This is a genomic window from Methylobacterium sp. A52T (assembly GCF_053346095.1).
In genome coordinates, this window is record NZ_JBKFBI010000041.1 from 1 (window position 1) to 26,126 (window position 26,126).

30 protein-coding genes and 1 pseudogene are annotated in these 26,126 nt (G+C 72.1%); 15 read left to right on the forward strand and 16 right to left on the reverse strand.

Going from position 1 to position 26,126, the window contains the following annotated elements; genetic code table 11:
• From ACLBYE_RS12390 to ACLBYE_RS12400, 3 genes and pseudogenes are all read right to left on the reverse strand, one after another.
• A pseudogene (locus ACLBYE_RS12390) lies at positions 1-917 on the reverse strand (hypothetical protein); the annotation flags it as partial.
• Positions 918-1,105: 188 nt separating this feature from the next.
• A complete protein-coding gene (locus ACLBYE_RS12395) occupies positions 1,106-1,795 on the reverse strand; it encodes an invasion associated locus B family protein (protein ID WP_447694439.1) in 690 nt (229 codons plus the stop codon).
• Between the two features lie 102 nt (positions 1,796-1,897).
• Complete coding sequence (locus ACLBYE_RS12400; protein ID WP_447694440.1) at positions 1,898-2,074, reverse strand: hypothetical protein; 177 nt, start codon at positions 2,072-2,074, stop codon at positions 1,898-1,900.
• A 377-nt stretch (positions 2,075-2,451) separates the two neighbouring features.
• Between ACLBYE_RS12400 and ACLBYE_RS12405 the strand changes: the two genes are divergently transcribed.
• The gene (locus ACLBYE_RS12405; RefSeq protein ID WP_447694441.1) at positions 2,452-3,897 is read left to right on the forward strand and encodes a homospermidine synthase; all 1,446 of its coding nucleotides are present in this window, start codon (positions 2,452-2,454) and stop codon (positions 3,895-3,897) included.
• A gap of 156 nt (positions 3,898-4,053) precedes the next feature.
• On the opposite strand, the gene ACLBYE_RS12410 is transcribed toward ACLBYE_RS12405, so the two are convergent.
• The 3 genes from ACLBYE_RS12410 to ACLBYE_RS12420 all read right to left on the reverse strand — a co-directional run bounded on the left by ACLBYE_RS12410 (position 4,054) and on the right by ACLBYE_RS12420 (position 6,589).
• Entirely contained in the window at positions 4,054-4,947 is an 894-nt protein-coding gene (locus ACLBYE_RS12410; protein WP_447694471.1) for a transporter, read from the reverse strand.
• Positions 4,948-5,087: 140 nt separating this feature from the next.
• Positions 5,088-5,939: a metallophosphoesterase gene (locus ACLBYE_RS12415; protein WP_447694442.1), complete on the reverse strand. Its 852-nt coding sequence runs from the start codon at positions 5,937-5,939 to the stop codon at positions 5,088-5,090.
• A gap of 44 nt (positions 5,940-5,983) precedes the next feature.
• On the reverse strand, positions 5,984-6,589 hold the full coding sequence (locus ACLBYE_RS12420) for a cation transporter (protein WP_447694443.1): 606 nt from the start codon (positions 6,587-6,589) through the stop codon (positions 5,984-5,986).
• A 189-nt stretch (positions 6,590-6,778) separates the two neighbouring features.
• Here ACLBYE_RS12420 and croR point away from each other — a divergent pair, with 189 nt between their 5' ends.
• From croR to ACLBYE_RS12455, 7 genes are all read left to right on the forward strand, one after another.
• Positions 6,779-7,252: a 3-hydroxybutyryl-CoA dehydratase gene (gene croR / locus ACLBYE_RS12425; RefSeq protein WP_020090850.1), complete on the forward strand. Its 474-nt coding sequence runs from the start codon at positions 6,779-6,781 to the stop codon at positions 7,250-7,252.
• A 1-nt stretch (position 7,253) separates the two neighbouring features.
• Positions 7,254-8,081, forward strand: a complete 828-nt coding sequence (locus tag ACLBYE_RS12430) for a TrmH family RNA methyltransferase (protein WP_447694444.1) — start codon at positions 7,254-7,256, stop codon at positions 8,079-8,081.
• A gap of 186 nt (positions 8,082-8,267) precedes the next feature.
• Entirely contained in the window at positions 8,268-9,269 is a 1,002-nt protein-coding gene (locus ACLBYE_RS12435) for a helix-turn-helix domain-containing protein (protein ID WP_447694445.1), read from the forward strand.
• A 220-nt stretch (positions 9,270-9,489) separates the two neighbouring features.
• On the forward strand, positions 9,490-11,079 hold the full coding sequence (gene crtI, locus ACLBYE_RS12440) for a phytoene desaturase family protein (RefSeq protein ID WP_447694446.1): 1,590 nt from the start codon (positions 9,490-9,492) through the stop codon (positions 11,077-11,079).
• Positions 11,080-11,123: 44 nt separating this feature from the next.
• A complete protein-coding gene (locus ACLBYE_RS12445) occupies positions 11,124-11,543 on the forward strand; it encodes a DUF2141 domain-containing protein (protein WP_447694447.1) in 420 nt (139 codons plus the stop codon).
• 4 nt (positions 11,544-11,547) lie between these two features.
• Entirely contained in the window at positions 11,548-12,525 is a 978-nt protein-coding gene (locus tag ACLBYE_RS12450) for an ABC transporter ATP-binding protein (RefSeq protein ID WP_447694448.1), read from the forward strand.
• A complete protein-coding gene (locus tag ACLBYE_RS12455; protein ID WP_447694449.1) occupies positions 12,522-13,730 on the forward strand; it encodes an ABC transporter permease in 1,209 nt (402 codons plus the stop codon). Before ACLBYE_RS12450 ends, ACLBYE_RS12455 begins: the two co-directional genes overlap by 4 nt.
• Before the next feature lie 26 nt (positions 13,731-13,756).
• Here ACLBYE_RS12455 and ACLBYE_RS12460 read toward each other — a convergent pair whose 3' ends face one another.
• Entirely contained in the window at positions 13,757-14,257 is a 501-nt protein-coding gene (locus ACLBYE_RS12460) for a cache domain-containing protein (RefSeq protein WP_447694450.1), read from the reverse strand.
• A 55-nt stretch (positions 14,258-14,312) separates the two neighbouring features.
• A complete protein-coding gene (locus tag ACLBYE_RS12465) occupies positions 14,313-14,627 on the reverse strand; it encodes a hypothetical protein (protein ID WP_020090858.1) in 315 nt (104 codons plus the stop codon).
• A gap of 197 nt (positions 14,628-14,824) precedes the next feature.
• Between ACLBYE_RS12465 and ACLBYE_RS12470 the strand changes: the two genes are divergently transcribed.
• The 4 genes from ACLBYE_RS12470 (at position 14,825) to ACLBYE_RS12485 (ending at position 19,358) form a co-directional block, all read left to right on the forward strand.
• The gene (locus ACLBYE_RS12470) at positions 14,825-15,673 is read left to right on the forward strand and encodes a type 1 glutamine amidotransferase (protein WP_447694451.1); all 849 of its coding nucleotides are present in this window, start codon (positions 14,825-14,827) and stop codon (positions 15,671-15,673) included.
• A 97-nt stretch (positions 15,674-15,770) separates the two neighbouring features.
• Complete coding sequence (locus ACLBYE_RS12475) at positions 15,771-17,300, forward strand: phytoene desaturase family protein (RefSeq protein WP_447694452.1); 1,530 nt, start codon at positions 15,771-15,773, stop codon at positions 17,298-17,300.
• A gap of 95 nt (positions 17,301-17,395) precedes the next feature.
• Positions 17,396-18,154 carry a lysophospholipid acyltransferase family protein gene (locus tag ACLBYE_RS12480; protein WP_447694453.1) on the forward strand — a complete coding sequence of 253 codons (759 nt, stop codon included), beginning with the start codon at positions 17,396-17,398 and terminating at the stop codon, positions 18,152-18,154.
• Positions 18,155-18,221: 67 nt separating this feature from the next.
• Positions 18,222-19,358 carry a glycosyltransferase gene (locus ACLBYE_RS12485; RefSeq protein WP_447694454.1) on the forward strand — a complete coding sequence of 379 codons (1,137 nt, stop codon included), beginning with the start codon at positions 18,222-18,224 and terminating at the stop codon, positions 19,356-19,358.
• Positions 19,359-19,404: 46 nt separating this feature from the next.
• On the opposite strand, the gene ACLBYE_RS12490 is transcribed toward ACLBYE_RS12485, so the two are convergent.
• Positions 19,405-19,983: a hypothetical protein gene (locus tag ACLBYE_RS12490; protein WP_447694455.1), complete on the reverse strand. Its 579-nt coding sequence runs from the start codon at positions 19,981-19,983 to the stop codon at positions 19,405-19,407.
• Between the two features lie 391 nt (positions 19,984-20,374).
• Between ACLBYE_RS12490 and ACLBYE_RS12495 the strand changes: the two genes are divergently transcribed.
• Positions 20,375-20,992 carry a DapH/DapD/GlmU-related protein gene (locus ACLBYE_RS12495; protein ID WP_447694456.1) on the forward strand — a complete coding sequence of 206 codons (618 nt, stop codon included), beginning with the start codon at positions 20,375-20,377 and terminating at the stop codon, positions 20,990-20,992.
• Here the strand turns inward: ACLBYE_RS12495 and cutA are convergent.
• Positions 20,980-21,333 (reverse strand): divalent-cation tolerance protein CutA, encoded by a 354-nt coding sequence (gene cutA / locus ACLBYE_RS12500; protein WP_447694457.1) that lies wholly within the window; start codon positions 21,331-21,333, stop codon positions 20,980-20,982. The genes ACLBYE_RS12495 and cutA overlap by 13 nt on opposite strands.
• Before the next feature lie 143 nt (positions 21,334-21,476).
• Here cutA and ACLBYE_RS12505 point away from each other — a divergent pair, with 143 nt between their 5' ends.
• On the forward strand, positions 21,477-22,244 hold the full coding sequence (locus ACLBYE_RS12505; RefSeq protein ID WP_020090865.1) for an NAD kinase: 768 nt from the start codon (positions 21,477-21,479) through the stop codon (positions 22,242-22,244).
• A 2-nt stretch (positions 22,245-22,246) separates the two neighbouring features.
• Positions 22,247-22,729, forward strand: a complete 483-nt coding sequence (locus tag ACLBYE_RS12510; RefSeq protein ID WP_026604573.1) for a GNAT family N-acetyltransferase — start codon at positions 22,247-22,249, stop codon at positions 22,727-22,729.
• 10 nt (positions 22,730-22,739) lie between these two features.
• On the opposite strand, the gene ACLBYE_RS12515 is transcribed toward ACLBYE_RS12510, so the two are convergent.
• The 6 genes from ACLBYE_RS12515 to ACLBYE_RS12540 form a co-directional block, all read right to left on the reverse strand.
• Positions 22,740-22,940 (reverse strand): hypothetical protein, encoded by a 201-nt coding sequence (locus tag ACLBYE_RS12515; protein ID WP_447694458.1) that lies wholly within the window; start codon positions 22,938-22,940, stop codon positions 22,740-22,742.
• Between the two features lie 37 nt (positions 22,941-22,977).
• Positions 22,978-23,346 carry a DUF6481 family protein gene (locus ACLBYE_RS12520; protein WP_103984652.1) on the reverse strand — a complete coding sequence of 123 codons (369 nt, stop codon included), beginning with the start codon at positions 23,344-23,346 and terminating at the stop codon, positions 22,978-22,980.
• 124 nt (positions 23,347-23,470) lie between these two features.
• A complete protein-coding gene (locus ACLBYE_RS12525) occupies positions 23,471-23,680 on the reverse strand; it encodes a cold-shock protein (RefSeq protein ID WP_020090869.1) in 210 nt (69 codons plus the stop codon).
• Between the two features lie 371 nt (positions 23,681-24,051).
• Complete coding sequence (locus ACLBYE_RS12530) at positions 24,052-25,191, reverse strand: beta-ketoacyl-ACP synthase (protein WP_447694459.1); 1,140 nt, start codon at positions 25,189-25,191, stop codon at positions 24,052-24,054.
• An 18-nt stretch (positions 25,192-25,209) separates the two neighbouring features.
• Positions 25,210-25,689 carry a 3-hydroxyacyl-ACP dehydratase FabZ family protein gene (locus ACLBYE_RS12535; RefSeq protein WP_091979267.1) on the reverse strand — a complete coding sequence of 160 codons (480 nt, stop codon included), beginning with the start codon at positions 25,687-25,689 and terminating at the stop codon, positions 25,210-25,212.
• A 22-nt stretch (positions 25,690-25,711) separates the two neighbouring features.
• Positions 25,712-26,020 carry an acyl carrier protein gene (locus ACLBYE_RS12540; RefSeq protein ID WP_010683687.1) on the reverse strand — a complete coding sequence of 103 codons (309 nt, stop codon included), beginning with the start codon at positions 26,018-26,020 and terminating at the stop codon, positions 25,712-25,714.
• Positions 26,021-26,126: the final 106 nt, after the last annotated feature.

Below are 26,126 nucleotides of genomic sequence, written 5' to 3' on the forward strand. Positions count from 1 at the left end.
GTCGGCGGCGGCTCGGGGGGGCGCGGCGCGACCGCCGGCGCAGCGACTGGCGCAGCGGCCGGGGCCGGGCGCGGCGCGACCGGCGGCGAGGCCTGCTTCGCGGGGGGACCCGGCACGTCGATGGCGGTCGCGGCCGGCTCCAGAGGCTTGGGACGGACCACGTCCACGTACATGGCGCCGTCCTCGCGCTCGGTGCCGATCCTGAACCCGTCCTCGGGCGTGATCAGGAGACTCGCCGAGTTCGCGTCGGTCTCCGTCGCCAGCTTGGCGATTCCGGTGCGCGGACGGCCGCGGGTGCCGCTCGGATCGATCGTCCAGGCGCCGATCACCCGCACGCGCGTCACGGGTCCCTCGGCGGTCACCGTGGAGACGGCCTCCGCGGGGAGGCGCAGCGACAGCCGCGTCAGGGTCGGAAGCAGCGCCAGCTCGAGCGACAGCGCCCGGCGCACCGGCTCCGGCGTGCGCGCCCTGAGCGCCTCCTCGGCCGCCCGGGCGCGGCGGGCGAGGTCGGCAACCACCTCGGCCGGCAGGGGCGGCATGAGACCCGACCACCCCTCCGGAAGCAGGTCCACGAACACGCGCTCGCCGGCCGACTGGACGTTGGCCCGATAGGGACGCTGCAGGGCGAGGCGGAGCCCCGTGCCGTCGGGATCGCGGCGGACGCTGGCGATGAAGGCCGGCATCTCGTCGGCGAGGTGCTCGGGCCCGGGCGCCACACGCTCGCCGTAGCTCAGGAGCAGGACGCCACCGGCGAGCTTCGCCTTGACCGCGACCGGCTTGTCGAAGGTGAGCACGATCCGGCCGTAGCCGCCGGCCCCGGTGCCGACCTCGCTGCCCTTGGTGCTCACGAGCCGCGCGGCCAGCGCGGGCGCGATCCCCACCAGAAGGGCGAGCAGCGCCAGCGCCGCGGTCAGCACCCGCGCGCCGTGTCCTCGACCGTTCCGGGGTCGCCCGCCCACCGATCCCATCGCCTCGCCGATCCGAACCCGGCGCGCGGCACCCGAGGGACCGCGGCGCGCGGCGCCACTTCTCGGCGGGATCCTGCTCGACCGCGGCTAACGCTGGCTTAACCGTAACCGGAAAAGGCCGCGGGCCGCCGCGCGGCTCAGCCGCCGAGGGCGACGGCGCGGTCGAAGGCCTGCGAGAAGCCCGTCAGCGGCACCGTGACGGTGGCCGGCTCGGTGCCGCCCGCCTTCTCGCCGGTCACGGTGAGCGCCTTGGCGGTGCGCATGCCGTCGAGGGCGAGCGTGGGGAAGCTGATCGCCACGATGCAGCCCTCGGCGCTGCAGGTCGTGTAGGGGGCGCCCTTGCCGAGGGTCTGCTCGTCGAGCTTGAAGGTCACGCCCGGCTCGATGGCGAGCCCGAAGGGCATCAGCACGATCCCCTCGGCCCGGCCGTTCGCGGGCGTCTGCAGCTCGAAGCCGAACTTGCGCCGGCCGGTCCGCGAATCGCCCTGGGCCTGGGCCACGATGCAGGTGACCTTGTCGCTCGGGCGCGTGCAGGTCATCGTCCAGTCGCCGTAGCTCTCGCTGACGGTGCTGGCGCCGGCGGGCCACACGGCGTGCGCCGCAGCGGCCGCCGGCGTCGCGGCCTCCTCGGGCTTCGCCGCCTCGGCGGGCTTGGCCGCCTTGTGGGGAGCCGGCTTCGGCCGCGGCTTGGGCTTCGGCTTCGCGGGCGCCTCGGCGGCGGGAGCGGCGTCGGGTTCGGCATCCTGCGCGTGCGCCGCCAGGTTCGGGACCGCCGCAAGCGACGTCGCGATCAGGCTGAGACGCAGAAGCGCACGAAATGTCGGCATGGAATCACGATCCCCCGGAGAGCCACTGGGCGGCAGTGCCGCCTAATGCCCAAGCCGGGGCGACGCAATCGCCGGACGCAGCGCCGGTGGGTTGCGCGCGTCTCAGAGAGGGTTCGGGCCACCGATCGAGCGGGCGAGCGCGCAGCGGCGGGCGAAGGCATTCTCCGCTCCGCCGCGCAGCGTGCGGGCGACCGCGAAGACGAGGGTCAGGAAGCCGGGATCGCGATCGGCAGTCTCGACGGCGGGTCCGGGGATCCGGGCGGTGATGAGCGCGAGCATGACGGACTCCAGGTGCGAGGTCCCGGGCGTTTCGTCGCTCCCCAGTTCCTGCGGCCCTCTGCGCGGCCTTGCTGCATCGCAATATGAGGCCCCCGCCACGAGACTGCCACTGAGCAGATGATAGGGGACGCATGCGCTGGATTCATACTTCGCCCGACATTTCGGTGAGGGCGCGTTAACGAAGGGTCACACGGGCGCGGTTGACCACCGACGGGCAAGCCGCCATTGAGCGCGTTTCCGGCGACTCGGGCCCTGAACCGCACCGGCACCGCTCCGGCGGCGCGGGCCTGTCGCCGCACTGTCACACGCGCGCCATAACCCGCCCGCGAGCCAGATGAGCGGACGCGCCCGGCGTCCGCCAGACGAGGATATCCCGCATGACCGACCAGCCGACCCATCACCCGACCCATGGCCGGATCACCGGCCCCATCGTGATGATCGGCTTCGGCTCGATCGGCCGCGGCACCCTGCCGCTCATCGAGCGCCACTTCGAGTACGACCGCGCCCGCTTCACCGTGATCGACCCGGTCGACACGCATCAGCCCCTCGCCGAGAAGCACGGGCTGCGCTTCGAGAAGGTGGCCCTGACGCCGGAGAACTACCGCGACGTGCTCACCCCGCTCCTCACCGAGGGCGGCGGCCAGGGCTTCTGCGTCAACCTGTCGGTCGACACCTCCTCCCGCGCCATCATGGAGCTCTGCCGCGAGCTCGGCGCCCTCTACATCGACACCGTGGCCGAGCCCTGGCCGGGCTTCTACTTCGACAAGTCCAAGAGCCAGGGCGACCGCACCAACTACGCGCTCCGCGAGAACATCCTCGACGCCCGCGCGCAGAAGCCCGGCGGCACCACGGCCGTGTCGTGCTGCGGCGCCAATCCCGGCATGGTCTCTTGGTTCGTCAAGCAGGCGCTCCTGAACATCGCTCAGGACACCGGCCTGCAGCGGCCCGAGCCGAAGACCAAGGCCGAGTGGGCCGCCCTGATGAAGGATCTGGGCGTGAAGGGCGTCCACATCGCCGAGCGGGACACGCAGCGCGCCAAGAATCCGAAGCCGCGGGGCGTCTTCGTCAACACGTGGTCGGTCGAGGGCTTCGTCTCCGAGGGCAACCAGCCGGCCGAGCTGGGCTGGGGCACGCACGAGACCTGGAAGCCCGCCAACGCCCGCGAGCAGGAGAAGGGGTCGCGCTGCGCGATCTACCTGCTGCAGCCGGGCGCCGACACGCGGGTGCGCACCTGGGTGCCGACCGCCGGCTCGCAGTTCGGCTTCCTCGTCACGCACAACGAGGCGATCTCGATCTCCGACTACTACACGGTGCGCGAGGGCGATAAGCCGGTCTTCCGGCCGACCTGCCACTACGCCTACCATCCGGCCGACGACGCCGTGCTGTCGCTCCACGAGATGTTCGGCAAGGCCGCCCAGGTGCAGGAGCAGCACCACATCCTCGACGAGACCGAGATCGTCGACGGCATCGACGAGCTCGGCGTGCTCGTCTACGGCCACGCGAAGAACGCCTACTGGTACGGCTCGCAGCTCTCTATCGAGGAGACCCGCCGGGTCGCCCCCTACCAGAACGCCACCGGCCTGCAGGTGACCTCGGCGGTGCTCGCCGGCATGGTCTGGGCCCTGGAGAACCCGGAGGCCGGCATCGTCGAGGCCGACGAGATGGACTTCCGCCGCTGCCTGGAGGTCCAGACCCCGTATCTCGGCCCGGTCGTGGGCGTGTACACGAACTGGACGCCGCTCACCGACCGCCCGGGCCTGTTCCCGGAGGACATCGACACCAGCGATCCCTGGCAGTTCCGCAACGTGCTGGTGCACGGCTGAGGCTTCCGCCGCGCCCCGTCAGCCGGGGCGCGGATCCGCGCCGGATCGGCGGCGGCGTCCTGCGCACACGAAGGGGCCTCCGAGATGCAACGATCGCGGAGGCCCCGCGGCCTATGCCCGGGATGACACCGGCCCGGACAGTTTCGGCCGGCTCGGCTACTCGGCCTGCCGCCGCGTCACGAGGGTGCGGCCCGGCTCGACCTCGTTCTTGTCCTGGTACAGCGGCACGATCGCGCGCAGCCAGCCGCGAACCTCGCGGCCGCCGTAATTGCGCTCGACCACGTCGTGCGTGAGGTAGGCCTGCAGGTTCACGGGCCCGAAATTGTAGCCGACGAGACCGCCCACCGCGATCTGGCCCTGCGGACGGTAGCTCGCCACGCCGGTGGGAAGGTCCGTCGACCCGAAGGCCACCGCGCCGATCTGCCAGGAGCCGAATTTCTTCGTCATGGTCAGGTCGAGGTTCATGTAGTCCGGGTAAAGGGTGCCGCTGGGCGAGCGCGTGTCGAGGAAGACGCCGTAGAGCAGGTTCGCCGTCAGGTTCCAGCCCTGGCCGGTGTAGCTCAGCGCGAAGCGGTGGGTCAGCGAGGCTGACTGCGTCAGGAACCGCGTCTGGATCGGCAGGTAGCCGCCGAACAGGTAGCTGAAGCCGACATCGCCGCCGAGGTCCCAGGCGAGCTGGGCCGCCAGCAGCTGCTGCCCGACGCCGCTCTGATAGGGCGCGCCCTGGCTGCTCGCCGCCGCGATCGGCTGGGTGAAGAAGAACTGCAGGCGCGCACCCGCGACATCCCAGGGCGTCGCCCACGCGAAGGTCGGCAGGTTGACGTTGGTCGACGAGTCGCGCGGGAGCGTGCCGCGCACGCCGAAGCTCGACAGGTTCACGAAATACAGGCCGACCGGCAGCTGGTCGCCTACCGGCAGGCCGACCGTCTGTCCCGGCTGCGCCGCGGACGCCGCCCGCGCGGTCGTGGCCGTCGACGCGGCTGCGATCGGGGCCGAGACGGCAAGAGCCGCCGCCGCGACCCACCGTGACGTCAGGCTAAATCCGGCCATGAGAACCCCGAACTTGAGCCCCGTCATTCGGGGCCATCAGGGTTTGACGGGCGTTCACTCGGACAGCATCCAGCCGTTACGGCCAAGCCGTGCGCGATCGCACCACGTCGACAGACCGTTCTCTCGGCGAGGGGACTAAATCACCGCCCCTCGACTTCGACGACGAAGTCGCCGCGGTAGGTCGTGCCCTCCACCGGGTTCGAGATCCAGCGGCAACGGCCGACCCGCAGGTCGTGGCGGGCGTGGAAATGCCCGGAAATCCACAGCTCAGGCCGCTCGGCCTCCGCGAGGTCGTCGAGGGCCGTGCTGGCGTAGAAGGCCGGCACCCACCAGGGGACGCCGGGCGCGTCCCGGAACCGGTCGGCCGCGAGCGGGCTCGCCGGGTGATGGGTCACCACCACGGTCGGTCCGTCGTGCGGGGTCCGGAGCGCCGCGTGCAGGGCCGCCCGCTCGATCCGGTGGTCCGCCATCGCGTCCGCCGGCTGCCAGGGGCTGCCGTCGGCCTTGCGGATCGAGCCGAGATACTCCCGCGAGCCCGTCACCGGATCGGTCATACGCGACGCCGCGTAGGCCACCGGATCGTCGGGCCGGTTCGGCGCGTCCGGTGCGAGCCAGCGCCCCGCGAGGGTCCAGTCGCTCCACAGGGTGGTGCCGACGAAGCGGACGCCGTCGATGACGCGGCTCCGCGCGTGCTGGAGCAGGTGGATCCGCGCGCCGAGCCCGTTGAGGCGGCCGACCTCGGCCTCGAGGGCGGCGAGCAGCTCCGGCGCGGTCCGCCGGTCGCCGGTCGGCGCGTAGCGCTCGTGGTTGCCCGGCACCAGCACGATCGGCCGTCCCTGCGCGAGGTGCAGCAGCGCCGCGAGCCCCCGCTCGGGATGTCCCTCGTGGAGGTCGCCCGGGCAGGCGAGCAGGTCGAACGGCTCCGCGGGCGGCGCGATCCGGTCGAGGCGGCGCCGCTCCAGGTGCAGGTCCGAGATGGGGAAGATGCGCATGATGGTCGCTGCCGTGTCGCCGCTTGGGGGCCGCCCGGGGGCCACTACCGCGCGGCTCTGCGCTCGGCCGCGGCCGCCTTCAGGATGTCGGCGGCCGAGTCGGCGTTGAGGATCGCGATCCCCGCCGCCACGACGAGGTCGGGCCAGGGAGACGGGTGGAGGGCCGTCACCAGGCCGGCGGCGATGATCGCCAGGTTGGCGACGGCGTCGTTGCGCGCCGAGAGGTAGGCCGCCCGGGTGAGGCTGCCTGAGCCGAAGCGGTGCCGGGCGAGCATGAGCGCGCAGGTGAGGTTCACGGCGAGCGCCCCGAGCCCCGCCAGCGTCAGGGGCAGTGCCGCGGGGGCGGTGAAGTCGGCGATCTTGCCGTAGGCCGCCCAGGCCCCCGCCAGGGCCGGCAGGAGCAGGATCCCCGCCATGGCGGTGCCGAGCCGGGCGCGGTTGCGGGCGCTCCAGCCGAGGCCCGCGAAGATCAGCAGGTTGATCGCCGCGTCCTCGAGAAAATCGAGGCTGTCGGCGATCAGCGCCACCGAGCCGATGGCGAGCGCCACCGCGATCTCGACGCCGAAATAGCCGAGGTTGAGCGCCGCCACGCGGGCGACGACCGGGCGGAGGGCGGGCGGCGCGGGCCGGGGCGCATCATCGGCGATCACGGGACGCCTCTTCGCCGACGCGCGCGGCGCTGTCGAGCCGCTGTTGAGAAAAGCCTGTCCGCGGCTCAAGAAAGTTCGAGGCCGTTACGCCTTTGTCCGGGTGGATTCGCCGCCGGGATCGTGCGACGCCGTTGCCGGAGCCGGCTGCACGAGACGAATGACCGGCCGGAACCGGAGGTCTGCCGCGTCATGCTGCCCGAACTGCGCGTGCTCTATTTCGAGGATCTCGAGGTCGGCCTGTCGGAGACCCTCTCGAAGACCATCGCCTCCTCGGACGTGGTGGGCTTCGCCGAGATCACCGGCGACCGCAACCCGATCCACCTGTCCGAGCACTTCGCCGCGCGCACGCCGTTCGGCACCCGCATCGCCCACGGACTCTACACGGCCGGGCTGATCTCGGCGGTGCTCGGCACCCGCCTGCCGGGGCCCGGCGCCGTCTACATCTCCCAGACCCTGAACTTCCGCGCCCCGGTGCGGATCGGCGACGTCGTCGACGTCACCGTGACGGTGGCCGAACTCATGCCCGAGCGGCGACGCGCGCGCCTCGCCTGCAAGTGCTCGGTGGGCGGTGAGACGGTCCTCGACGGCGAGGCCCTGGTGAAGGTGCCGACCAAGGCCGAGGCCGACCCGCTGGCGAACCGCTCCGACCGGTCCCAGGGCTGAGGTGACTCCGGTCCCGGAGCTCCTCACCGACCCGGACGATCCCCGCCTCGAGCCCTACACCCGGATGCGCGAGCGCGACCTCGTGGGCCGCGCCGGGCGCTTCATCGTCGAGGGCGAGGTGACCCTGCGGCTGCTCCTCGGCCGCCGCAGCCGGTTCCGCGCCGAATCGATCCTCCTCGCGCCCGAGCGCTGGCCCGGACTCGCCGCCGACGTCGCCGCCGCCGCGGAGCCGCCGCCCGTCTTCGGCGCCTCGAAGGCGGTGATGAGCGCCGTCACCGGCTTCCCGATCCACCGCGGGGTCCTGGCGGTCGGCCTGCGCGGGCCGGAGCCCGCCGCGATCGACCTCGTACCGCCGCCGCCCGCGCCCGCCCTCGTGGTCGGCCTCGCGGGCCTGACCAATCACGACAATGTCGGCGCCGCCTTCCGCAACGCGGCGGCCTTCGGGGCCGACGCCGTGCTCCTCGACGGGGCGAGCTGCGACCCGCTCTACCGCAAGAGCATCCGCGTCTCCGCAGGGGCCGCCCTGATCCAGCCCTTCGCGCGTCTCCCGGAAGGGCAGGACTGGCTGCGGCTCGCCGAAACCCTCGATCTCCAGCCGCTGGCCTTCAGCCCGGGGGCGACCGAGACTCTGGACACGCTCGACGTCCCGGCGCGCGCGCTCCTGATCCTCGGCACCGAGGGGCCCGGCCTCGATGCGGCGACGCTGGCCCGGGCGCGTCCGATCCGGATCCCGATGGCCGCCGGCTTCGACTCGCTCAACGTCGCCACCGCGGCGGGCATCGCCCTCTACACCATCGCGCGCGGCCAGGGGCGCCTCGCCAAGCCGTGAACGCGCCGCGACGACAGCTCCCTTCGCCCGGGCCGGCCGTTTGCTGAACTCAGTATTCTCCGCCCGGACACTACGGAACAGGGCCGACGAACAATCGTCCGCCTGCAACACATGGACATCTCGACGCCGCGCGCTGGTGTGCGCAAGCTGAGATCTCAAGACCGTCACGACGCCGCGCCGGATCGCATGTCGAGTCTCCCGACGCTTCACTTCAACACCGATCACCTCGACCCCGCGCAGGCCTTCGCGGCCTGGCGCGATCTGATGGCACCCATCGTCCGGATCGAGCAGATCAAGGGGGCTCCGGTGCCGCGCGGGAACCTGTCCTGCACGGTCCTGGGGGACGTCCTCGCCAGCCGGATGGTCTTCTCGGCCCAGCACATGGTCCGCGATCGCCGCCACGCCGCGGCGACGCCGGATCACTTCACGTTCATGCTCTACGTGTCGGGTGGCCTGTCCGGGGACGTCGCGGGCAGCCCGGTGGTGCAGCAGCGCAACCGGATCATGGCCGCCAATATGGGCCGGGAACTCGATGCCCGCGGGGTAAGCTCCAGCGCGATCGGGCTGACCATCCCGCGTCGCCTGCTGGCCGACTGCGCGGTCGAGCGGATCCCGATCTTCCTCGACAGGGAGCGGAACCGTCTGCTCGTCGCCCGGCTGCACGCCCTGTACCGCCGGCTGCCGACGGCCACCGCCGACGACGAGCCGGCGATCGCGGGTGAGTTAACCGGTTTCGTCCGCCGCCTGTTCGATCCGTCCGCGGCCTCGGACGTGCTGCAGGGCCCGGAATTGGATGCCGGCTTCGTCGCCCTGGTCGAGCGCCTGATGGATCTCCACCTGGCCTCGCCCGACCTCTCGCCGGACCGGCTCGCCGACGGGGCGGGCGTCTCGCGGACCGTGCTGTACCGCGCCTTCCAGAACGTCGGCGGCGTCATGCACCGCGTCTGGGAGAAGCGGTTGGAGGCGATCCGGATCGCCCTGGAGGATCCGCTCGAGACGCGGGCGCTCGTGCGCCTGGCGAGCGAGCACGGCTTCAAGGATCCCGCCCACCTGAGCCGCGCCTTCCGCGCCCGGTTCGGGGCGACGCCGCGGGAATGGCGCCGGACGCGGAGGCCCCACGGCACCCGGACCTTCGAGCGGACGCCCGCCCAGGCCCACGCCTGGTACGAGCGTCTGGGCCAGCGCTGACGCGCCCGCTCCACCGAGGACGGCGCGAGACGCGATCCGGCACGAGCGAGACCGCGGGCGGCCTGCGAGGTGCCCCACCTCGAGAAGTCTTGCGGATGCGTATCCACGGTACGATCGTATACAGCGTTGTGCGCGCGACAAACGGCTGCAATTGCCGCGCGATGATGCCAAGCTAGCTTGGCAGCGCGGGGTATCGGGATTCTGTGAGGAGTCGGGGACGTTGCTTCAGTCTGGGGATGGGTTGCGGGCGCTGACCGGACGCCGGGTGGCCGTGGTCGGGGCCGGGCCGGGCGGACTGGCCGCCGCCCTGCTGCTCGCGCGGGCCGGGATCCACGTCACCATCTTCGAGAAGGACCCGCAGGTCGGGGGTCGGACGAAGACCGTCGAGGCGCCCGGCGGCTACCGGTTCGATATCGGCCCGACGTTCTTCCTCTATCCACAGATTCTTGCGGATATTTTCGCGAGCTGCGGCGAGCGGCTGGAAGACCACGTCAAACTTGAGCGCCTCGACCCGCAGTACCACCTCGTGTTCGAGGGCACGGAAGGGATCTCGGGAACGATCCGCGCGACCGGCGACGTCGAGCGCCTGGAGCGCGAGATCGCCCGCCTCGCGCCGGACGACGCCAAGAACGTCAAGGCCTTCTTCTCCGAGAACCGGACCAAGCTGAACTACTTCAAGCCGGTCCTCGAACAGGCTTTCCACACCCTGCGCAGCATGGCGAGCCCGGCCATGCTGGCCGCCCTGCCCTACCTGCATCCGGGCCGGAGCGTGGACCGAGACCTCAAGCGCCACTTCGCCGACCCGCGGGTGCGCCTCGCCTTCTCGTTCCAGACCAAGTACCTCGGGATGTCGCCGTTCCGGTGCCCGAGCCTGTTCACCATCCTGTCGTTCCTCGAATACGAGCACGGGGTCTATCACCCGGTGGGCGGCTGCGGCGCCGTCTCCGAGGCGATGGCGGGCTTGGCCGGCCGCATGGGCGTGGATCTCCGGCTCAACAGCAACGTCGAGGAGGTGCTGTTCGACGGCAAGCGCGCCACCGGCTTGGTGGCGGACGGCGAGACCTTCAACGCCGACGCGGTGCTGATCAACGGTGACTTCGCGAAGGTCGTGCGCGCCCTCGTCCCGGAGCGGCACCGGCCGCGCTGGCGCGACGCCAAGATCCGGAAGGCCCGGCTCTCCTGCTCGACCTTCATGCTGTATCTCGGCCTCGAGGGGAAAATGCCCGACAGCCTCGGGCACCACACCATCCTCCTGGCCGACGGCTACGAGAAGAACATCCGCGAGATCACGGAGGGCACGCTGCCGATGCAGCCGTCGCTGTACGTGCAGCACGCGGGCTACACGGATGGCGGGATGGCACCGCCCGGACACACGGCTCTCTACGTGCTGGTGCCGGTACCCAACCTGAAGGCGGGGATCGACTGGGCGGCGATGCGGGAGACCTACCGCGCCCTGATCCTGGAGCGGCTGAAGCTCCTCGGGATCGACGATCTCGAGTCCCGCATCCGCTACGAGCGGATCATCGACCCGACCCAGTGGGAGGAGGATTTCGCCGTCCACGAGGGCGCCACCTTCAACCTCGCCCACGACCTGATGCAGATGCTGTATTTCCGGCCGCACAATCGTTTCGGACCGGGGCTCTACATCGTCGGCGGCGGCACCCATCCCGGCTCCGGCCTGCCGGTGATCTACGAGGGCGCCCGCATCTCGGCCCGGCTGCTGATCGAGGAGCTCGCCGGTGCCCGCGCCGCCGCCGCGGCCGGCATCCCCGACACCGCCCCGCTGGCCACCTCCAGCGAGGCCTCGTGAGCGCGGCGACCGACCGGAGCCTTCTCCGGAGGCCGAGAGGACGCGTGACGGTTGCCGTGGCGGCCTGGTTCTGCGCCGCGACTCTGCCCGCCTGGGCCGCCGCCGTTCAGGTCGAGGTCGACGGCATCGAGCCCGGGGGCGGCCAGGTGCGCGTCGCCCTCTGCCAGGGCGGCCTCTCGGAGACGTCGTGCCTGCGCGGCGACGACGCGCCGGCCACCGCCGAACGGGCGCGGTTCACCTTCCGGAATGTCCCGCCGGGCACCTACGCGGTGGCGGCCTACCAGGACGCCAACGGCAACGGGCGCCTCGACCGCACCGGCCTCGGACTGCCGCTGGAGCCCTACGGCTTCTCGGGGGCCGTCGGGCGCCGGGCGCGGCCCGATTTCGCCGAGGCGGCCTTCACCCTCCGGGAACCCGGCGCCGCAGTGCGGGTGCGCCTCGGCCGTGCCCTGCCGGGTCGGTGAACCGATGGACGCCCCCCTCGTCCGGCTCGCGGGCGTCGGCCTCGACCTCCGCGGCCGACGGGTGCTGGATCAGGTCGATCTCGACCTCGGCACCGGCGACACTCTGGCGCTGCTCGGACCGAACGGGGCCGGCAAATCCTCGCTGATGCGCCTCGTGGCGGGGCGCCTCGCCCCGAGTGCGGGATCGGTGCGCGTGGCCGGAGCGGACCCGTACCGCGCGGGACAGGCCCGCCGCGCCATCGGATGGGTGCCGCAGGAGATTGCTCTCTACCCGCGGCTGACCGTATCGGAGAATCTCGGCGTGTTCGGGCAGCTGGCGGGGGTTTCTCGCCGCGACCGGAAGGCGGCCGTGGAGGCCGCCCTGGCCATGGCCGACATCGGCGACGTGGCTCGGCGCCCGGTCGGCGTCCTGTCGGGCGGGTACCGGCGCCGGGTGAACATCGCCGCGAGCCTGATGAACCGGCCCCGGCTGGTGCTCCTCGACGAGCCGACCAGCGGCGTCGACCTCGCCGCGCGGGCCGCGATCCACGCGGTGCTCGACCGCCTGAAGGCCGCCGGCACCGCGATCCTGATAGCCACCCACGATTTCGCAGAGGCGGAGCGCCTCGCCTCCCGGGTTGCGTTCCTGGCCCAGGGCAGGGTCGTGCGTGCCGGCCGTCTCGCCGACCTGCTCGCGCAGTTGCGCACGGGCGCGCCCGAGCGGGAGCTGAGCCTCGCCGGTCCGGCATCGGGACCGGCCGAGGGCGTGCTGCGCCGGACCGGCTTCGTGCCCGCCGAGGCGGGCGGCCTCGTCTGGCGGTCGGTCGAACGGTCCGGCCTCGACGGCGCGGCCTTGCTCGGCGCCCTGCGCGCCCAGAACGTTCCGGTGGCCGAGATCCGGGTGCGGGCGCCGCGGCTGGAGACGCTCTATCTGGACGCCCTCCGCCCGCGGGACCTGACGGATCCCGAGGCCGCCCCGCTCCGGGCCGGGACCGTCGGATGATCGGCGCCGCCTTCCGCGTCATGCTCCTGACCCTCCTGCGCGACCGGGCCGCGCTGGTGATGGCCTTCGTGCTGCCGACCGTGATCTTCTCGATCTTCGCGGCGATCTTCTCCGGTGCGATCGGCGACCGGATCCGCATCCATCTCGGCCTGGCCGACCTCGTCCACACCGCGGCGACACAGCGCCTCGCCGACGCGCTCGCGGCCGATCCCTCGCTCCGCGTGACGCGGCTGCCCGCGACCGACATCGACGCCGTGGCGCAGGCGGTGCGGGCCGGCGAGGTCGACGTGGCGCTGGTCCTGCGCGGAGACCTGATCGCCGCCCCTGCTGAGGCCGCGCCCGGTTCCGCGGACCAGCCGGTGGTGCTGGTCGAGAACCCCGCCAAGGCGCTGGCGACACCGATCGCCCTCGGCCAGCTCCAGCGGGTCCTCAACGAGGCGCTGCCCGACGTGGTCCTGTCGCGAGTCGTCGCCGACGTCGAGCGCACGGGCAAGATCGGTCCCGACGAACGCCGGTTCCTCGACGAGGCCTTCGCCGAGCAGCGCGCCAAGAAGGAACCGTTCAGCTTCGCCTCCCTGGTGGAGCGCCGCAGCACCGCGTCCGGCACCGCCAATGCCCGGGTGAGCTACTATGCCGGCGCGATCACCGCGGTGTTCCTGCTCTTCGCCGCCATGCAGGGCGCCATGTCCCTGGTCGAGGAGCGCGAGACGGGCCTCACCGAGCGGCTGATGGCCGGGCCGGGCGGATTGCCCGTCGTGGTGCTCGGAAAGTTCGTCTTCCTGACGCTGCAAGGGCTCGTCCAGGCCGGGCTGATCTTCCTGGCCGCCGCGCTTCTCTACGGCGTCGAGATCGGTCCGCACTGGCCGGCCTTCCTGGCCGCCTGCCTGCTGGTCTCCGCGATGGCGGCCGGTCTGGCGCTCGCGGCCTGCGCGCTCGCGGCCTCGCGCCAGCAGGCGCATCTCGCCTCGACCTTCGGGGTGCTGCTGCTCTCGGCCGTCGGAGGCTCGATGGTCCCGCGGTTCCTGATGCCGCCCTGGCTGCAGCAGGCCGGATGGCTCACCCCGAACGCCTGGGCGATCGAGGCCTACCAGAGCGCCCTGGGCGAGGGCTTCTCCGCCGCGGCCCCGGCCCTGGGCGTCCTGGCGGCGCTGACCCTGGCCGGTCTCGCGTTCGCCCTCGCGCTGGCGGCGCGGCGGACGGCCTAGGGCCCGCCGTCCCGAGCCGGACGCCGCTACTTCACGTAGACGCCGGCACCGACCAGCGCCTCCACGCCGGCCACGCGCGTCGCGCAGACGTAGCTCCATTTCACGCTCGGCGCCGACTGGCCGGGCTTCGGGAACATGTAGTCGACCCAGCCGGACCCGAACCGCGTGACGGCGTCGATGAGATCGTGGTGGAACTGCTTCCCGTCGGCGTCGCGCTCGTGGAGCAGGTCGTGGCCCTCGCGGTTCGGATGGGCGGCATTGAAGAGGACGATCCCCCGCAGGTCGACGACGAACAGGTAGACGTCCCCGTATCGCCAGGTGCTCCCCTTGCGCCGGAACGCGTCGAACGCCCGCGCGCCCTCGGCCTCCAGCATGTCGGCCGCCCTGTTGACCAGGGCCTCGATCTCGGCCGCCTGGTGCAACGGCGGGGGTGATCGCCGGGCGGTGGCCGGGATGGCCAACCCCAGGACGAGCAGCACGACCCCGACCAGCAGGGTTCTCGACAGGCCGTCGCATCGCCGCGTCACCGGCAGGCGGGGATCTGCGCGCCTCGCGTGGCTCGCCCGATCCTCCGGGGAAGCCTTAGGAATGCGCCTCGATACCATGGCCCGCGTACCCGCCGCGCCGCCGGAGGAAGAGCAGCCAGTTCCGCTTCCGCGGAGGGGACGGAGGTGGGGACGGGCCGACCGCGTTGGGCAGGGCCAGGAACGCCAGCCGCCTGCGGTGCCGCTCGATGATGCGGTCGAGGTTCCGCAGCGCCGCGAGGCCCTGGTTCGCCATCAGGCAGTGCCCCTCGCAGGCACCTCTCCGGTCCAGGTCGGCAACGATGTTCTCCGCGTGAGCGAGGATATCCCGGGCTTCCGCGCAGTAGAGCTCCACCTCGGCGAGATCTGGCATCCTGTCCTCCGCGCTAATCGTTCCTCGGAGTCCGAGACGGCAGGGGTAAACCCGGCCTCGCGGGGCGCATCACCCGTTTGGAGGAGTCGGGCCCGATTTCAGCGCCCGCCTCCCGCGACGATCCGCGCCGTTCCTGCGACGCGGTGCGCACCGACATAGAGGCGCCTCCGCTACGGCCGCGCTCCCCGGTATCCCGCATGCTCCGCCTGCTTATCGCCGACGGCAACGACCGCGCCGCCCGCGACCGCCACGTCGCGGCCACGGGGAGAACCTCGGCCGAATCCTACGCGGCGGTGGTGCGGGCCCTGGCGCCGGGCTCCGTCTGCCGCCACGTCAACGCCGCCGACGCCGACGCGGCCCTGCCGGCGGGTCTCGCGGAGTTCGATGGCCTGATCTTCACCGGCTCGACCCTCAAGGTCTCGGAGGGCACGCCGGCCGTGAACCGGCAGCTCGACCTGATGCGCGCGGCCTTCGAGGCCGGGCGCGCGGTCTTCGGCTCGTGCTGGGGCGTGCAGGTCGCCGCCACGGTGGCGGGCGGGCGCGCCGCCGAGAACCCCCGCGGACCCGAATACGGCTTCGCCCGCGCGATCACCCCGACCGAGGAGGGCCGGACTCACCCCCTGCTCGCCGGACGGCCGGCGACCTGGGACGCCCCGGCGATCCACTCCGACGCCGTCCTGGAGCCGCCTCCGGGCGCCCGCGTGCTCGCCGGCAACCGCGTTCTCGGCATCCAGGCCCTCGAGATCCGCCGGGATCGCGGCTGGTTCTGGGGGACGCAGTATCATCCCGAGCTCGACCTCGACGAGCTGGCCGCGATGCTGCGCCTCTGCGACACCGCCATCGTCGCGGCGGGACTCGCCGAGAGTTCGCGGGCCGTGGCGGCCTACGCCGACGAAGTCGCGACGCTCCAGGGCAACGACCGGGAGACCGCGCGCCGCCTCGCCTGGCGTCACGGCGTCGGGCCCGAGGTGCTGGAGGCCGGGCTCCGCAGGCGGGAGATCGGGAACTTCCTGGCGCGCCTGTCCACAGGCGAGCTCCGCCACTAGGCGACCGCGACCGGGTGGCGCGTTGACCCGCCCGGCCCCAGGTCTAGCTTCGCTCTGCGGGCCACGCCTTCCTCGGCCCGGGGAGCCAGCCAGCAGGATGAGCCAGGATTCCACGGTCGCCGTCATCGGCAGCGGGCTCGGCGGACTCGCCGCCGCGTGCGTCGCCGCCGCCCGGGGCCACCGCGTGACGGTCTACGACAAGAACGGCTGGCTCGGCGGCAAGGCGGCGGTGCTCCACGAGGGCGGCTTCCGCTTCGACATGGGGCCGACGATCCTGACCGTGCCCCGGGTGCTGGAGCGGATCTTCGCGGAGTCCGGCCGCTCGGTCCACGACTACATGGACCTGCGCCGCCTCGACCCGCAGTGGCGCTGCTTCTTCGACGACGGCACGCATATCGACCTGATGCAGGACGTCGAGCGGATGGCCGGCGACATGGAGCGCTTCGCCCCCGGCACCGGCGAGGGCTACAAGAAGTTCATCTCCATCTCCGAGCATCTCCACGGCGTGTCCGAGAAGTTCTTCTTCTGGAAGCCGGTCGAGGACCTGTTCGACACGATCAACATCCGCGCCAACATGAACCCGGGCACGCTGCGCGACGTGCTGTCGCTGCGCATGCACGCCTCGGTGGCCTCGACGATCCGCGGCAAGGTCAAGGACGCGCGGCTCGCGCAGATGCTCGACCATTTCGTGCAGTATGTCGGCTCCTCGCCCTACGGCGCGCCGGCGGTGCTCTGCGCCATCGCACACATGCAGACGGCCGACGGCGTCTGGTACCCGATGGGCGGCACCCGCGCCGTCGCCGAGGGCTTGGCGAAGCTCGCCCAGGAACTCGGCGCCACGTGCAAGACCGACATCGAGGTGACCGGGATCGAGACCGCCGACGGCGCGGTCCGGGGCGTGCGAACGGCCGCGGGGGTCACACCCTACGACGCGGTGATCTCCAACATGGACTCGGTCCGCACCTACCGCGAGCTCGTGGGCGGCGAGGCCGCCAAGGCCTACGCCAAGAAGAACCCCGAGCCGGCCTGCTCGGGCGTGGTGCTCTATCTCGGCCTGAACAAGCGCTATGAGCACCTGAACCACCACGACTTCGTCTTCTCCCGCGACCCGGAGGAAGAGTTCGACTACATCTACAACAAGGGCGAGCCGGCCCCGGACCCCACCGCCTATCTGGCAGCTCCCTCCTCCACCGATCCGAGCGTGGCGCCAGAGGGGGGCGAGGCGCTCTACGTCCTCGTGCACACGCCGTATCTGCGGCCGCACCACGACTGGCGCCCGGATGGGCCGCTGTTCCAGAACTACCGCCGCACGATCCTCGACAAGCTCAAGCGCACCGCCGGCATGCCGGACCTCGAGGAGCGCATCGTCGTCGAGCGCCACCTCACGCCGCAGGACATCCACGAGCGCTACAAGGTCCTGAACGGCGCGATCTACGGGCTCGCCTCCCACGGGCGCGTGATGGGGGCGTTCAAGCCCGGCAACCGGTCGCGGCAGGTGCGCGGCCTGTACCTCGCGGGCGGCGCCGCCCATCCGGGACCCGGCATGCCCATGGTGATGATGTCGGGCTGGATCGCCGCCGACGCGCATGACCAGGACGCGCGCGGCGCCCTGCGCGCCTCGGCGTGACCGCGACGCCGCCATCTCCGCCCCCCGCCGCGGGGGGCGGGAGAGGCACGCGCGGCGCCCCCCTGCCCCCGGTCTCGCCCCGGATCCGCGCCTTCATGGTCGCGTGGTTCGAGCGCTACCTGCACCGCCACCTCGACGCCCTGCGGCTGCCCCTCTGGAGCACGCCGCCCTCGGCGAGCCATCCCGGCGCGATCGTGGTCTACTGCAACCATCCGGCGTGGTGGGACGCCGCGCTGATCATCGTGCTGGCCGGTCGCCTCTATCCGGGGCGGGCGAGCCGCGCCCCGTTCGACGCCGCGATGCTGGCACGCTACCGCATCTTCGAGCGGATCGGCGCCTTCGGCGTCGACCTCGACAGCCCGCGCGGCGCGGCGCAGTTCCTAGCCGCGGCGCGGTCGATCCTGGGAGCGCCCGACGGCATGCTCTGGATCACCGCGCAGGGCCGCTTCGCCGATGCCCGCGCGCGGCCGCTGGCCCTGCGTCCCGGCGTGGCGCGGCTCGCCGAGATCGCCCCCGACGCGCTCTTCGTCCCGCTCGCCGTCGACTACACGTTCTGGGACGAGCGCGGCGCGGGGGCCTTCGCGGCCTTCGGGCCGGCGATCGCCGGATCCGAACTCGCGGCGCTCCCGCGCGACCGGCGGCTCGCGCGCCTGGAATCCGAACTGACCCAGACCCTCGACCGCCTGAGCGCCGACGTGATCAGCCGGGAGCCCGGACGCTTCCGCACTCTGGTTTCCGGCCGGAAGGGCGTCGGCGGCCTCTACGACCTGTGGCGGCGCCTGTCGGCCCGGCTCTCCGGGCGGCGGTTCGATCCGGCGCACCGCGCCGCGGGCGGCCAGGATCGCGCCGGATGAGACCGCCCGCGCGCGCCAGATCCCGCCCGATCCCCTATCGTGGCGCCCTCCCCTGCCGGCGCAGACGATGACCGACTCGATCCTCACGGCCCTGGCGTTCCTCTGCCTCGCCGCCGCCCTCCTGCCCGCCATCCTGGCGGCGGTGAATCTCGCGGTCCTGCGCCGGCCCGTGGCGGAGACCGGGGCCGGCCTCGTCTCGATCCTGATCCCGGCGCGCAACGAGGCCGGCAACATCGACGCCACCGTGCGGGCGGCGCTCGCCAGCGTCGCGGTCCCGGTGGAGGTGATCGTCGGCGACGACCATTCCACCGACGCGACCGCCGAGATCGTGCGCGCCGTCGGCGACCCGCGCCTGCGTCTCGTCCCGGTGCCGGCCCTGCCCGACGGATGGACGGGCAAGAACCACGCCTGCAGCCACATGGCCGGGCTCGCCCGCGGCGACCACCTGCTGTTCATCGACGCCGATGTGCGCCTCGAGGCCGGGGCAGCCGCCGCCCTCGCGGCGCAGGCTCGCCGCACCGGCGCGGCCCTCGTCAGCGGCGTGCCCCGGCAGCGGACCGACACGGTCGGCGAGATGCTGACGGTGCCGATGATCGACTTCCTGCTCCTCGGCTTCCTGCCCGTGCCGCTGATGCGCCGCCTGTCCGACCCGTCGCTCGGCGCGGCCTGCGGTCAGCTGATCCTGATGGATCGGGGAGCCTACGCGGCCACCGGCGGTCACGGCGCGATCCGCACCTCCCTGCACGACGGGGTCCGCCTGCCCAGGCTGTTCCGGGCCGCGGGCTACCGGACGGATCTCGTGGCCGCCGCCGCGCTGGCCACCTGCCGGATGTACGACGGCTTCGCGCAAGCCTGGGCCGGCTTCTCCAAGAACGCCCACGAGGGCATGGCCACGCCCCGCGCCCTTCCGGTCTGGACCTTGCTCCTCGGCTGCGGCCAGATCCTGCCGCCGCTCCTCGTCCTGGCCGGGCTGCTCGGGCTGCTGCCGGCCTCTGCCATGACCCCGGCCGTGCTGGCCCTCGGCCTGTCGCTGGCGACCCGGACGGCCGTCACCGTCGCGGTCCGGGCCCCGTGGGCGACGATCCCGCTCCACCCCGCGGCGGTCACGGTGGCCCTGGCGATCCAGTGGAACGTGCTCCTGCGCCGCGAACGGGCCGGCGCGGCGACCTGGAAAGGCCGCAGCTATCCGGTGAGCGGCGGCTGACCCGCGCGGGCCGGCGGAACAGAAGATGCCGACCCGCGCCCGGACCTCACGGTTGGGACGGCTGGCACGGATCGGTGAAGCGGGCCTTTCCGGCCTGCGGCTTCAACGAGACGATGAGCTGCACGTTCGGCACGTCGCCGACCTGCCGGGTCAGATGTCCGACATGGCCCTCAGGCCCCTGCGGCGTCGACCCCATGTCGGCGTTGAACTCCACCTCGCCGGGACCCTGCTCCAGCACCGACCCGTCCGTGGCCTCCACGGACCAGCGACCCGACAGGGTGATCACCCATTGAGGACCCGGCGCCGTGTGCCACGTGCCGACATAGCCGACCGGCAGGACCGCGTACTTGATCGACGTCACCTCACCCGGCGGGAACCCGACATATTGCGGCGCAGCCGGAGGCGCGTAGCTCTTGAAGATGAAATTCTTCAGGTCGCAATACTGGACATGGCTGTGACCCTTGTCGTCGGCATAGAGGACACCGTACCGCAAGGCGGGCGGATCGGCCGATGCGAGGCCGGCCGGACCGGACGGCGCCGGCGCGACGGTCATCAGCGGCTCGCTCTTCGGCGCTCCGGCTGCCTGAGCCCCCAACGCGCCCGCGACCGACGCGACCAGGGCCAACTCGACCCACCCTGCACACCTGAACCATGCCATGATCTACCCTCCGCGTCGCTTCGTGTGCAACGAACGCACGGATGAGCTTCTAGGCTTCAACATCCGAAAATCTCAATCACACGTGCCGTGATCGCAGAACAATTGCCTCGTCCAACACGGAAATTCGGAATGCAGACTTCAGAGTCACGATATTTATCTATGCGAACATTCATTTTTTAAGCCGAGCACACGAGACTATTCTCTGAAAGACCATCGGGGCGCCCGCGCCGACGATGCGCCGCTCTTGTCCACAGGCGTCTGGCTCCCCGTCCGGGGGCCTGACAGTATCGATCGACGCGGCAGGGGCGGGTGGCAGGTCATCCGTGCCCGCGGGCAACGGGATTTGATCGGAGCGCGGATGACGCCGACTGGCGCCGAAGTCGGAACCTACATCGCCGGCTACCCATCCTCATGGCTCGCGGCGCTCGACCGCGCCCCCTGGGTTCTCACGGCAGAGGCGGCCGACCTGATCGGCGCACACCTCGCGCGTCTCGGCCCGGAATACCGGGTCGCCGACGGCGTCGCCGTGCATCGGCGCGCCGTCGTCGAGGCGGGGGCGACCGTGAAGGCGCCGGCGATCATCGGCCCGGAGTGCCGCGTGGCAGCGGGGGCCTATCTTCGAGGCGGCTGCTGGCTGGAGACGGGCTGCACCGTCGGCCCCGGCTCGGAACTCAAATCCGCCTTCCTGTTCGCCGGAGCGACGGCCGCGCATTTCAACTTCGTCGGCGACAGCCTGCTCGGCGCGGGCGTGAACCTGGAGGCCGGCGCCGTCATCGCCAATCACCGCAACGAGGCGCCGGAGACCCGCATCGTCCTGACGCTGGCCGGGCGACGCATCGAGACCGGCGCGCGAAAGTTCGGCGCCCTCGTCGGCGACGGGGTCCGGGTCGGCGCCAACGCGGTGATCGCCCCGGGCGCCACGCTTTTGCCCGGGACGATCGTGCCGCGGCTCGGTCTGGTGGATCAATCCGCCTGAGGCCCGGCGCCGGAAGGCCCGCAGGGCTGCGTCTCAACCAGGATCCAGGCGGCCGTGTCGGCGTCCGCCCCGGCGACCGGCAGATGCAGGATGATCGGCGTGTCGTAGGGGTGGCGCGCCTTCAGCGCGACCGCCAGCGCGTCGGCCAGACCCTCGCGGCTCTTGAGGATGGCGGCGACCTCGGCACCGCGCTCCACCGCGCCCTTCCAGCTGTAGACGGACTGCATGCCCGGCAGCACGTTGATGCAGGCGATCAGGCGCTCGCGGACCAGCGCCTCGCCGATGTTCAGCGCCGAGGCGAGGTCGGGAAAGGTGGTGTAGACGAGGAGCGGACGCTCCATGCTATGCCTCCAATTGCGCGTGTGCTCGCGGAGTGAGGCGCATGCCGGGCAAGGACGTCAACCGGGCGGTTCGCTCGTCAGACTGGAGCCGTGACGTGAACCCTGAGGCGATCCCGACGCGCCTGCGCGGCTGCGCCTGATCCATGCCGCGCTTCCAGAAGATCGCCTTCGTGGCGAGCCCGACCGGCTACGCCCGCGAGGCCGCGGCCGCCCTGATGCGGCGCTACGACCACGTCCCGCCCGAGGAGGCCGACGTCGTCGTGGCCCTGGGCGGTGACGGCCTGATGCTCCAGGTGCTGCACCGCTTCATGGACCACCCGAAGCCGATCTACGGGATGAACCGCGGTACGGTCGGCTTCCTGATGAACGAGTTCCGCGACGACGATCTCCTGGAGCATCTGGAGAACGCCCAGCGCAGCGTCATCCACCCGCTCGTGATGGACGTGCTCGACACGGAGGGCCGATCCCACCGGGCGCGGGCGATCAACGAGGTCTACCTGCTGCGCCAGACCCACCAGACCGCCAAGCTGAAGATCGCCGTCGACGGCAATGTCCGGCTCGACCTGCTGATCGCCGACGGCGTGCTCGTCGCCACCGCGGCGGGCTCCACGGCCTACAACCTGTCGGTCGGGGGACCGATCCTGCCGCTCGACGCCAAGCTTCTGGCGCTGACACCGATCTCGGCCTTCCGCCCCCGGCGCTGGCGCGGCGCACTTCTGCCGGACTACGCCCGGATCCGGATCGACGTCCTCGACGCGCCCCACCGCCCGGTCGCGGCGGTGGCCGACCACACGGAGTTCCGCCGGGTCTGCACGGTGGAGACGTCCCTCGACCGCGCCACCGAGCTGGTGCTGCTGCACGATCCCGGCCACAGCCTCGACGAGCGCATCCTGCGGGAGCAATTCGGGTGAGTCTGCACATCCGGGCCGCGCAGGCGGCCGACCACGCGGCCATCACCGGCATCATCGTGCCGACCATCCGGGCCGGCGAGACCTACGCGCTGGACCGCGACCTCGGCGAGGCCGAGGCCCTCGCGTACTGGACCGGCCCCGACCGCGAGACCTTCGTGGCCGAGGAGGCGGGGACGGTGCTCGGCACGTATTACCTGCGCGCGAACCAGGCGGGCGGGGGCGCCCATGTGGCCAATTGCGGCTTCATGACCGGAGCGGCCGCCCTCGGCCGCGGGGTCGCGCGGGCCATGTGCGCGCACGCCCTCGATCGGGCGCGGGCGCGGGGCTTCGCTGCGATGCAGTTCAACTTCGTGGTGAGCACCAACGCCCGGGCCGTCCGGCTCTGGGAGAGCTTCGGCTTCGACGTGGTCGGCCGGCTGCCGGGTGCCTTCCGGCACCCGACGCTTGGGCCGGTCGACGCGCTGGTGATGTTCAGGACGCTCTGAGGCGCCCGGATCAGGCCTGCGGGGCCGCGACGAGGTCACCCTCGCGGATCGCCCGCTCGCCGGTCTTCGTCCGGATCCGATAGCTCGGCTCGCCGGTCTGATCCGCCGGCATGAGCCGCAGGATCTCGAACACCTCGGCCTCGCCCGTGTCGCCCGGGATGCCCGGGCGGGGCCGGCAGACGCGCTCGCCGACCTTGAACTTGTGGGACATGCCGAGCTCCTGGACGGGCATCGCTGCGGAACGCGCCTCAGCGCTTCTTCTGGGCCTTCGCCTTGCGGGCGAGATAGCGCGCGTCGCGCTGGGCCTTCTGCTCGGCCTGCAGGGCCTTGGCGCGCTCCTGGGCGGCCAGCTGCTCGGCGTGCTTGCGCTCGATCTCGGCGAGGCGTTCCGCTTCGGCGAGGGCGGCGGCGCGCTCGATCTCGGCCTGACGCTGGGCGGCGCGTTCGGCCGCGCGGACTGCACGGGCATCGACCACCGCGCGGCGGGCGGATTGGCGGGCGAGGACGGCCGGGTCGTCGGCGGACGGGCGGGCCCGGAACCGGGCCAGCATCTCGGAGCGCGCCTTGGCGGCGGTCTCGAGGCGATCGGCGACACCCTGCTTGTTCAAAAAGCTCACAGACACTCCTGGATCGGGTGCGGCGAAGGCCGGCACCCGCAGAGGGGGGGTTAGAAACACGATGGCAGATACGAAGAAGCCGCTCCCGGGGGAGCGGCTTCCGGAGAAACGCTGAGGACGGCGATCAGGCCGTCTGGAGCTGACCGGCGGACTGCTTGCCGCTGCGACGGTCGGTCTCCAGCTCGTACGTGACCTTCTGGCCCTCGTTCAGGCCGCGCAGGCCGGCGCGCTCGACGGCCGAGATGTGGACGAACACGTCCTTGCCGCCGTCATCCGGCTGGATGAAGCCGTAGCCCTTGGTCTCGTTGAACCACTTGACGGTTCCGGTGCTCATGGAAGTCCTTGATCTTCGCAGGCATAGTGAGAGATGGCGCCCGCCCGAACGAGGGGGCGCCGGCATCGACCGATAGCGATAGGAAAGTCAGAACCGCCCTGCGAAGGCGTAACGGTCCAAGATATCCGGACACGTGCCGATGCGGTAGAAGTAGACCGCCGGCGGTTCTTTGGCAAGCGCAGAGAAATATTTCCCTCGGCCAGCGCCGCAGCGATGCGGGAAACTCTTACCGGAAATTCCGGTTGAGCGGCGCCGGAACGGTCGCCTGAACAACGGGATAGGGGATTTCAATACGGCGCGTCCGCGCGAAAGCTGTGCTGCCGACCGGACGATCGGACGCGGCCGACATGCGCCCCGTGACGCGGGCTCGCTCAGGCCGGGACGAGGCGCAGGATCCCCTCGCCGCGTCGGTGGCCGACGGCCGTCACGGCGACCTCGCGCGCACCGCCGTCGGCGACGAGGGCGGCGGCGAGCGCCGCCCCGAACGGCGCCGCCACCTCAAGCCCGTGCCCGATCACGTCCCCGAGGGCGCGCAGGCGCGCGCCCGGTGCGAGCCGCGCCAGCGCGCCGCGCTCCTCCGCGGTGATCGGGGCCACCCCGGTAGCGCCCGACAGGACGGTGTCGGGCGCCGAGAGACCGGCCTGATGCCAGAGCGTCTCGAGGCTGCCGGCGACACTGCCCGGCGCGCGCCGGGTCCGATCGCTCGCCACCGGCTCGAGCCGGGCCAGGGCGCGGGCGCCGCGCGCCGCGGCGTGGGCGGCGGATTCGAGCATCAGGAAGGCCGCGCAACTCCCGAGGATGAACCCGCCCGCCCCGCCACCGGCCTCGCCCCGCGCGAAGACCGGGCGGTAAGCGTCGCGGGCGAGGTAGCCGCCCATCTCGTGGATCACCAGAACGTCCGGCCGCTCGGCGCTGTAGGAGCCGCCGACCAGGATCGCGTCGATCTGGCCCGACTCCACCCGCGCCTGGGCGATCCGCAGGGCGTCGACCCCGGCGGATTCCTCGCCCATGAACGTGCGCGAGGCGCCCGTCACCCCGTGCACGATGGCGATGTTGCCGGCGAGCAGGTTCGAGAGCTGGGCGAGGAACAGCGTCGGGCGGAGATCGTTCTGGAGCCGCTCGTTCAGGTAGGCGCCCGGATCGGCGGCGTCGCGCAGGCCGGTCAGGATCGCTCCGTCCGCCGCGTAGTCGCGCTCGCCGCCGCCCGCGGCCACGACGAGGTGGAGCGCCTGCTTGAACGCGGCGTCGTCCTTCACACCGGCCTCGTCGAGGGCGAGGCCGGCGGCGTAGACGCCGAGCCGCTGCCACGCCTCCATCTGGCGCTGGTCGCTGCGCTTGGGAATCTGGCCGTCCCAGACGATCGCCGGGGCCGGATGGACCGGATAGGGCGCGAAGGTCTCGCTGTCGGTGCGCGGGGCCGCCTCCCCAGCGAGGGCGGCCAAGTGGGCGTCGACGCCCTCGCCCGCGCAGGAGACGAGGCCGAGGCCGGTGACGACGACGGGGCGGCTCATGGCTGGCTCATGGCTGGCTCAGGGCTCGCGTTCGGCCGGAGCCGGATCGGGGAACAGGCCGATCGTCCGCGCCCGCTCGCGCATCGGCGCGTCGAGTCCGTCCGGGAACGGCATGGTGCGGAAGCGGAGCTCCGCGTCGCACAGCGCCTTGCCGTCGTGGCTGATCGCCGCCCTGGTCACCGCGTAGCCCGAGCCGTCGTGCTCGAGGGTCGCCGTGACGAGGAGGTCCGCGCCGGGCCCGACGAAGGACCGGAAGCGCGCCTTGTCGACTCCGGTGAGGAACGGCATCCGGGCGAAGTCGAGATGGGCGAGCACGAGGTACCCGGAGGCCTGGGCCATCGTCTCGGTCAGGAGCACACCCGGCACGAGCGGGTGGCCGGGGAAGTGGCCCTCGAAGACCGGGCTCGCCATCGGCACGCGGGCGAGCGCCTCGATGCGGCCGGCGGCCCTGTCGAGGAGCCGCACGGAGTCGATCATCTCGAAGTATTCGAGGCGCATGACGGGTCGGATCGGCCTCGGTTCAGACCTTGGCGGCCTTCTCGGCCACGAGGCCGTCGATGCGCGCGCACAGGTTCTTGAGGACGAAGTACTCCTCGGCCGGGACCTTGCCCTCGTTGACCTCCTGGGTCCACCGCTCGAGCGGCAGCTTGATCCCGAAGGCCTTGTCGACCGCGAAGGCGATGTCGAGGAAGGCGAGGCTGTCGATGCCGAGGTCGTCGATGGCGTGACTCTCGGGCGTGATCTTGTCCCGCGGGATGTCGGCGGTCTCGGCAATGATGTCGGCCACGCGCTCGAAGGTGGCGCTGCCGTGGGCGGGCTCGTCGGACATGTCTTCTCGCGGGCTGTTCGAGTTCCGGATCGGTCGTGCGGGAGCCCCCTCGCCGCCCGGGCGGCCGCCCTACGCGTGGACGGGGCCTGGAACGCGGCCCGGTCGA

Excerpts from the sequence above, each read along its gene's own strand:
- ACLBYE_RS12540 (WP_010683687.1), bottom strand. The coding sequence starts at position 26,020 with ATGTCCGACGAGCCCGCCCACGGCAGCGCCACCTTCGAGCGCGTGGCC.
- ACLBYE_RS12470 (WP_447694451.1), top strand. The coding sequence starts at position 14,825 with ATGCTCCGCCTGCTTATCGCCGACGGCAACGACCGCGCCGCCCGCGAC.
- ACLBYE_RS12450 (WP_447694448.1), top strand. The coding sequence starts at position 11,548 with ATGGACGCCCCCCTCGTCCGGCTCGCGGGCGTCGGCCTCGACCTCCGC.
- ACLBYE_RS12395 (WP_447694439.1), bottom strand. The coding sequence starts at position 1,795 with ATGCCGACATTTCGTGCGCTTCTGCGTCTCAGCCTGATCGCGACGTCG.
- ACLBYE_RS12405 (WP_447694441.1), top strand. The coding sequence starts at position 2,452 with ATGACCGACCAGCCGACCCATCACCCGACCCATGGCCGGATCACCGGC.
- cutA (WP_447694457.1), bottom strand. The coding sequence starts at position 21,333 with ATGGAGCGTCCGCTCCTCGTCTACACCACCTTTCCCGACCTCGCCTCG.
- ACLBYE_RS12515 (WP_447694458.1), bottom strand. The coding sequence starts at position 22,940 with ATGTCCCACAAGTTCAAGGTCGGCGAGCGCGTCTGCCGGCCCCGCCCG.
- ACLBYE_RS12410 (WP_447694471.1), bottom strand. The coding sequence starts at position 4,947 with ATGGCCGGATTTAGCCTGACGTCACGGTGGGTCGCGGCGGCGGCTCTT.
- ACLBYE_RS12485 (WP_447694454.1), top strand. The coding sequence starts at position 18,222 with ATGACCGACTCGATCCTCACGGCCCTGGCGTTCCTCTGCCTCGCCGCC.
- ACLBYE_RS12505 (WP_020090865.1), top strand. The coding sequence starts at position 21,477 with ATGCCGCGCTTCCAGAAGATCGCCTTCGTGGCGAGCCCGACCGGCTAC.
- ACLBYE_RS12415 (WP_447694442.1), bottom strand. The coding sequence starts at position 5,939 with ATGCGCATCTTCCCCATCTCGGACCTGCACCTGGAGCGGCGCCGCCTC.
- ACLBYE_RS12480 (WP_447694453.1), top strand. The coding sequence starts at position 17,396 with ATGGTCGCGTGGTTCGAGCGCTACCTGCACCGCCACCTCGACGCCCTG.
- ACLBYE_RS12435 (WP_447694445.1), top strand. The coding sequence starts at position 8,268 with ATGTCGAGTCTCCCGACGCTTCACTTCAACACCGATCACCTCGACCCC.
- ACLBYE_RS12465 (WP_020090858.1), bottom strand. The coding sequence starts at position 14,627 with ATGCCAGATCTCGCCGAGGTGGAGCTCTACTGCGCGGAAGCCCGGGAT.
- ACLBYE_RS12475 (WP_447694452.1), top strand. The coding sequence starts at position 15,771 with ATGAGCCAGGATTCCACGGTCGCCGTCATCGGCAGCGGGCTCGGCGGA.
- ACLBYE_RS12400 (WP_447694440.1), bottom strand. The coding sequence starts at position 2,074 with ATGCTCGCGCTCATCACCGCCCGGATCCCCGGACCCGCCGTCGAGACT.
- ACLBYE_RS12525 (WP_020090869.1), bottom strand. The coding sequence starts at position 23,680 with ATGAGCACCGGAACCGTCAAGTGGTTCAACGAGACCAAGGGCTACGGC.
- ACLBYE_RS12455 (WP_447694449.1), top strand. The coding sequence starts at position 12,522 with ATGATCGGCGCCGCCTTCCGCGTCATGCTCCTGACCCTCCTGCGCGAC.
- ACLBYE_RS12495 (WP_447694456.1), top strand. The coding sequence starts at position 20,375 with ATGACGCCGACTGGCGCCGAAGTCGGAACCTACATCGCCGGCTACCCA.
- ACLBYE_RS12535 (WP_091979267.1), bottom strand. The coding sequence starts at position 25,689 with ATGCGCCTCGAATACTTCGAGATGATCGACTCCGTGCGGCTCCTCGAC.
- ACLBYE_RS12530 (WP_447694459.1), bottom strand. The coding sequence starts at position 25,191 with ATGAGCCGCCCCGTCGTCGTCACCGGCCTCGGCCTCGTCTCCTGCGCG.
- croR (WP_020090850.1), top strand. The coding sequence starts at position 6,779 with ATGCTGCCCGAACTGCGCGTGCTCTATTTCGAGGATCTCGAGGTCGGC.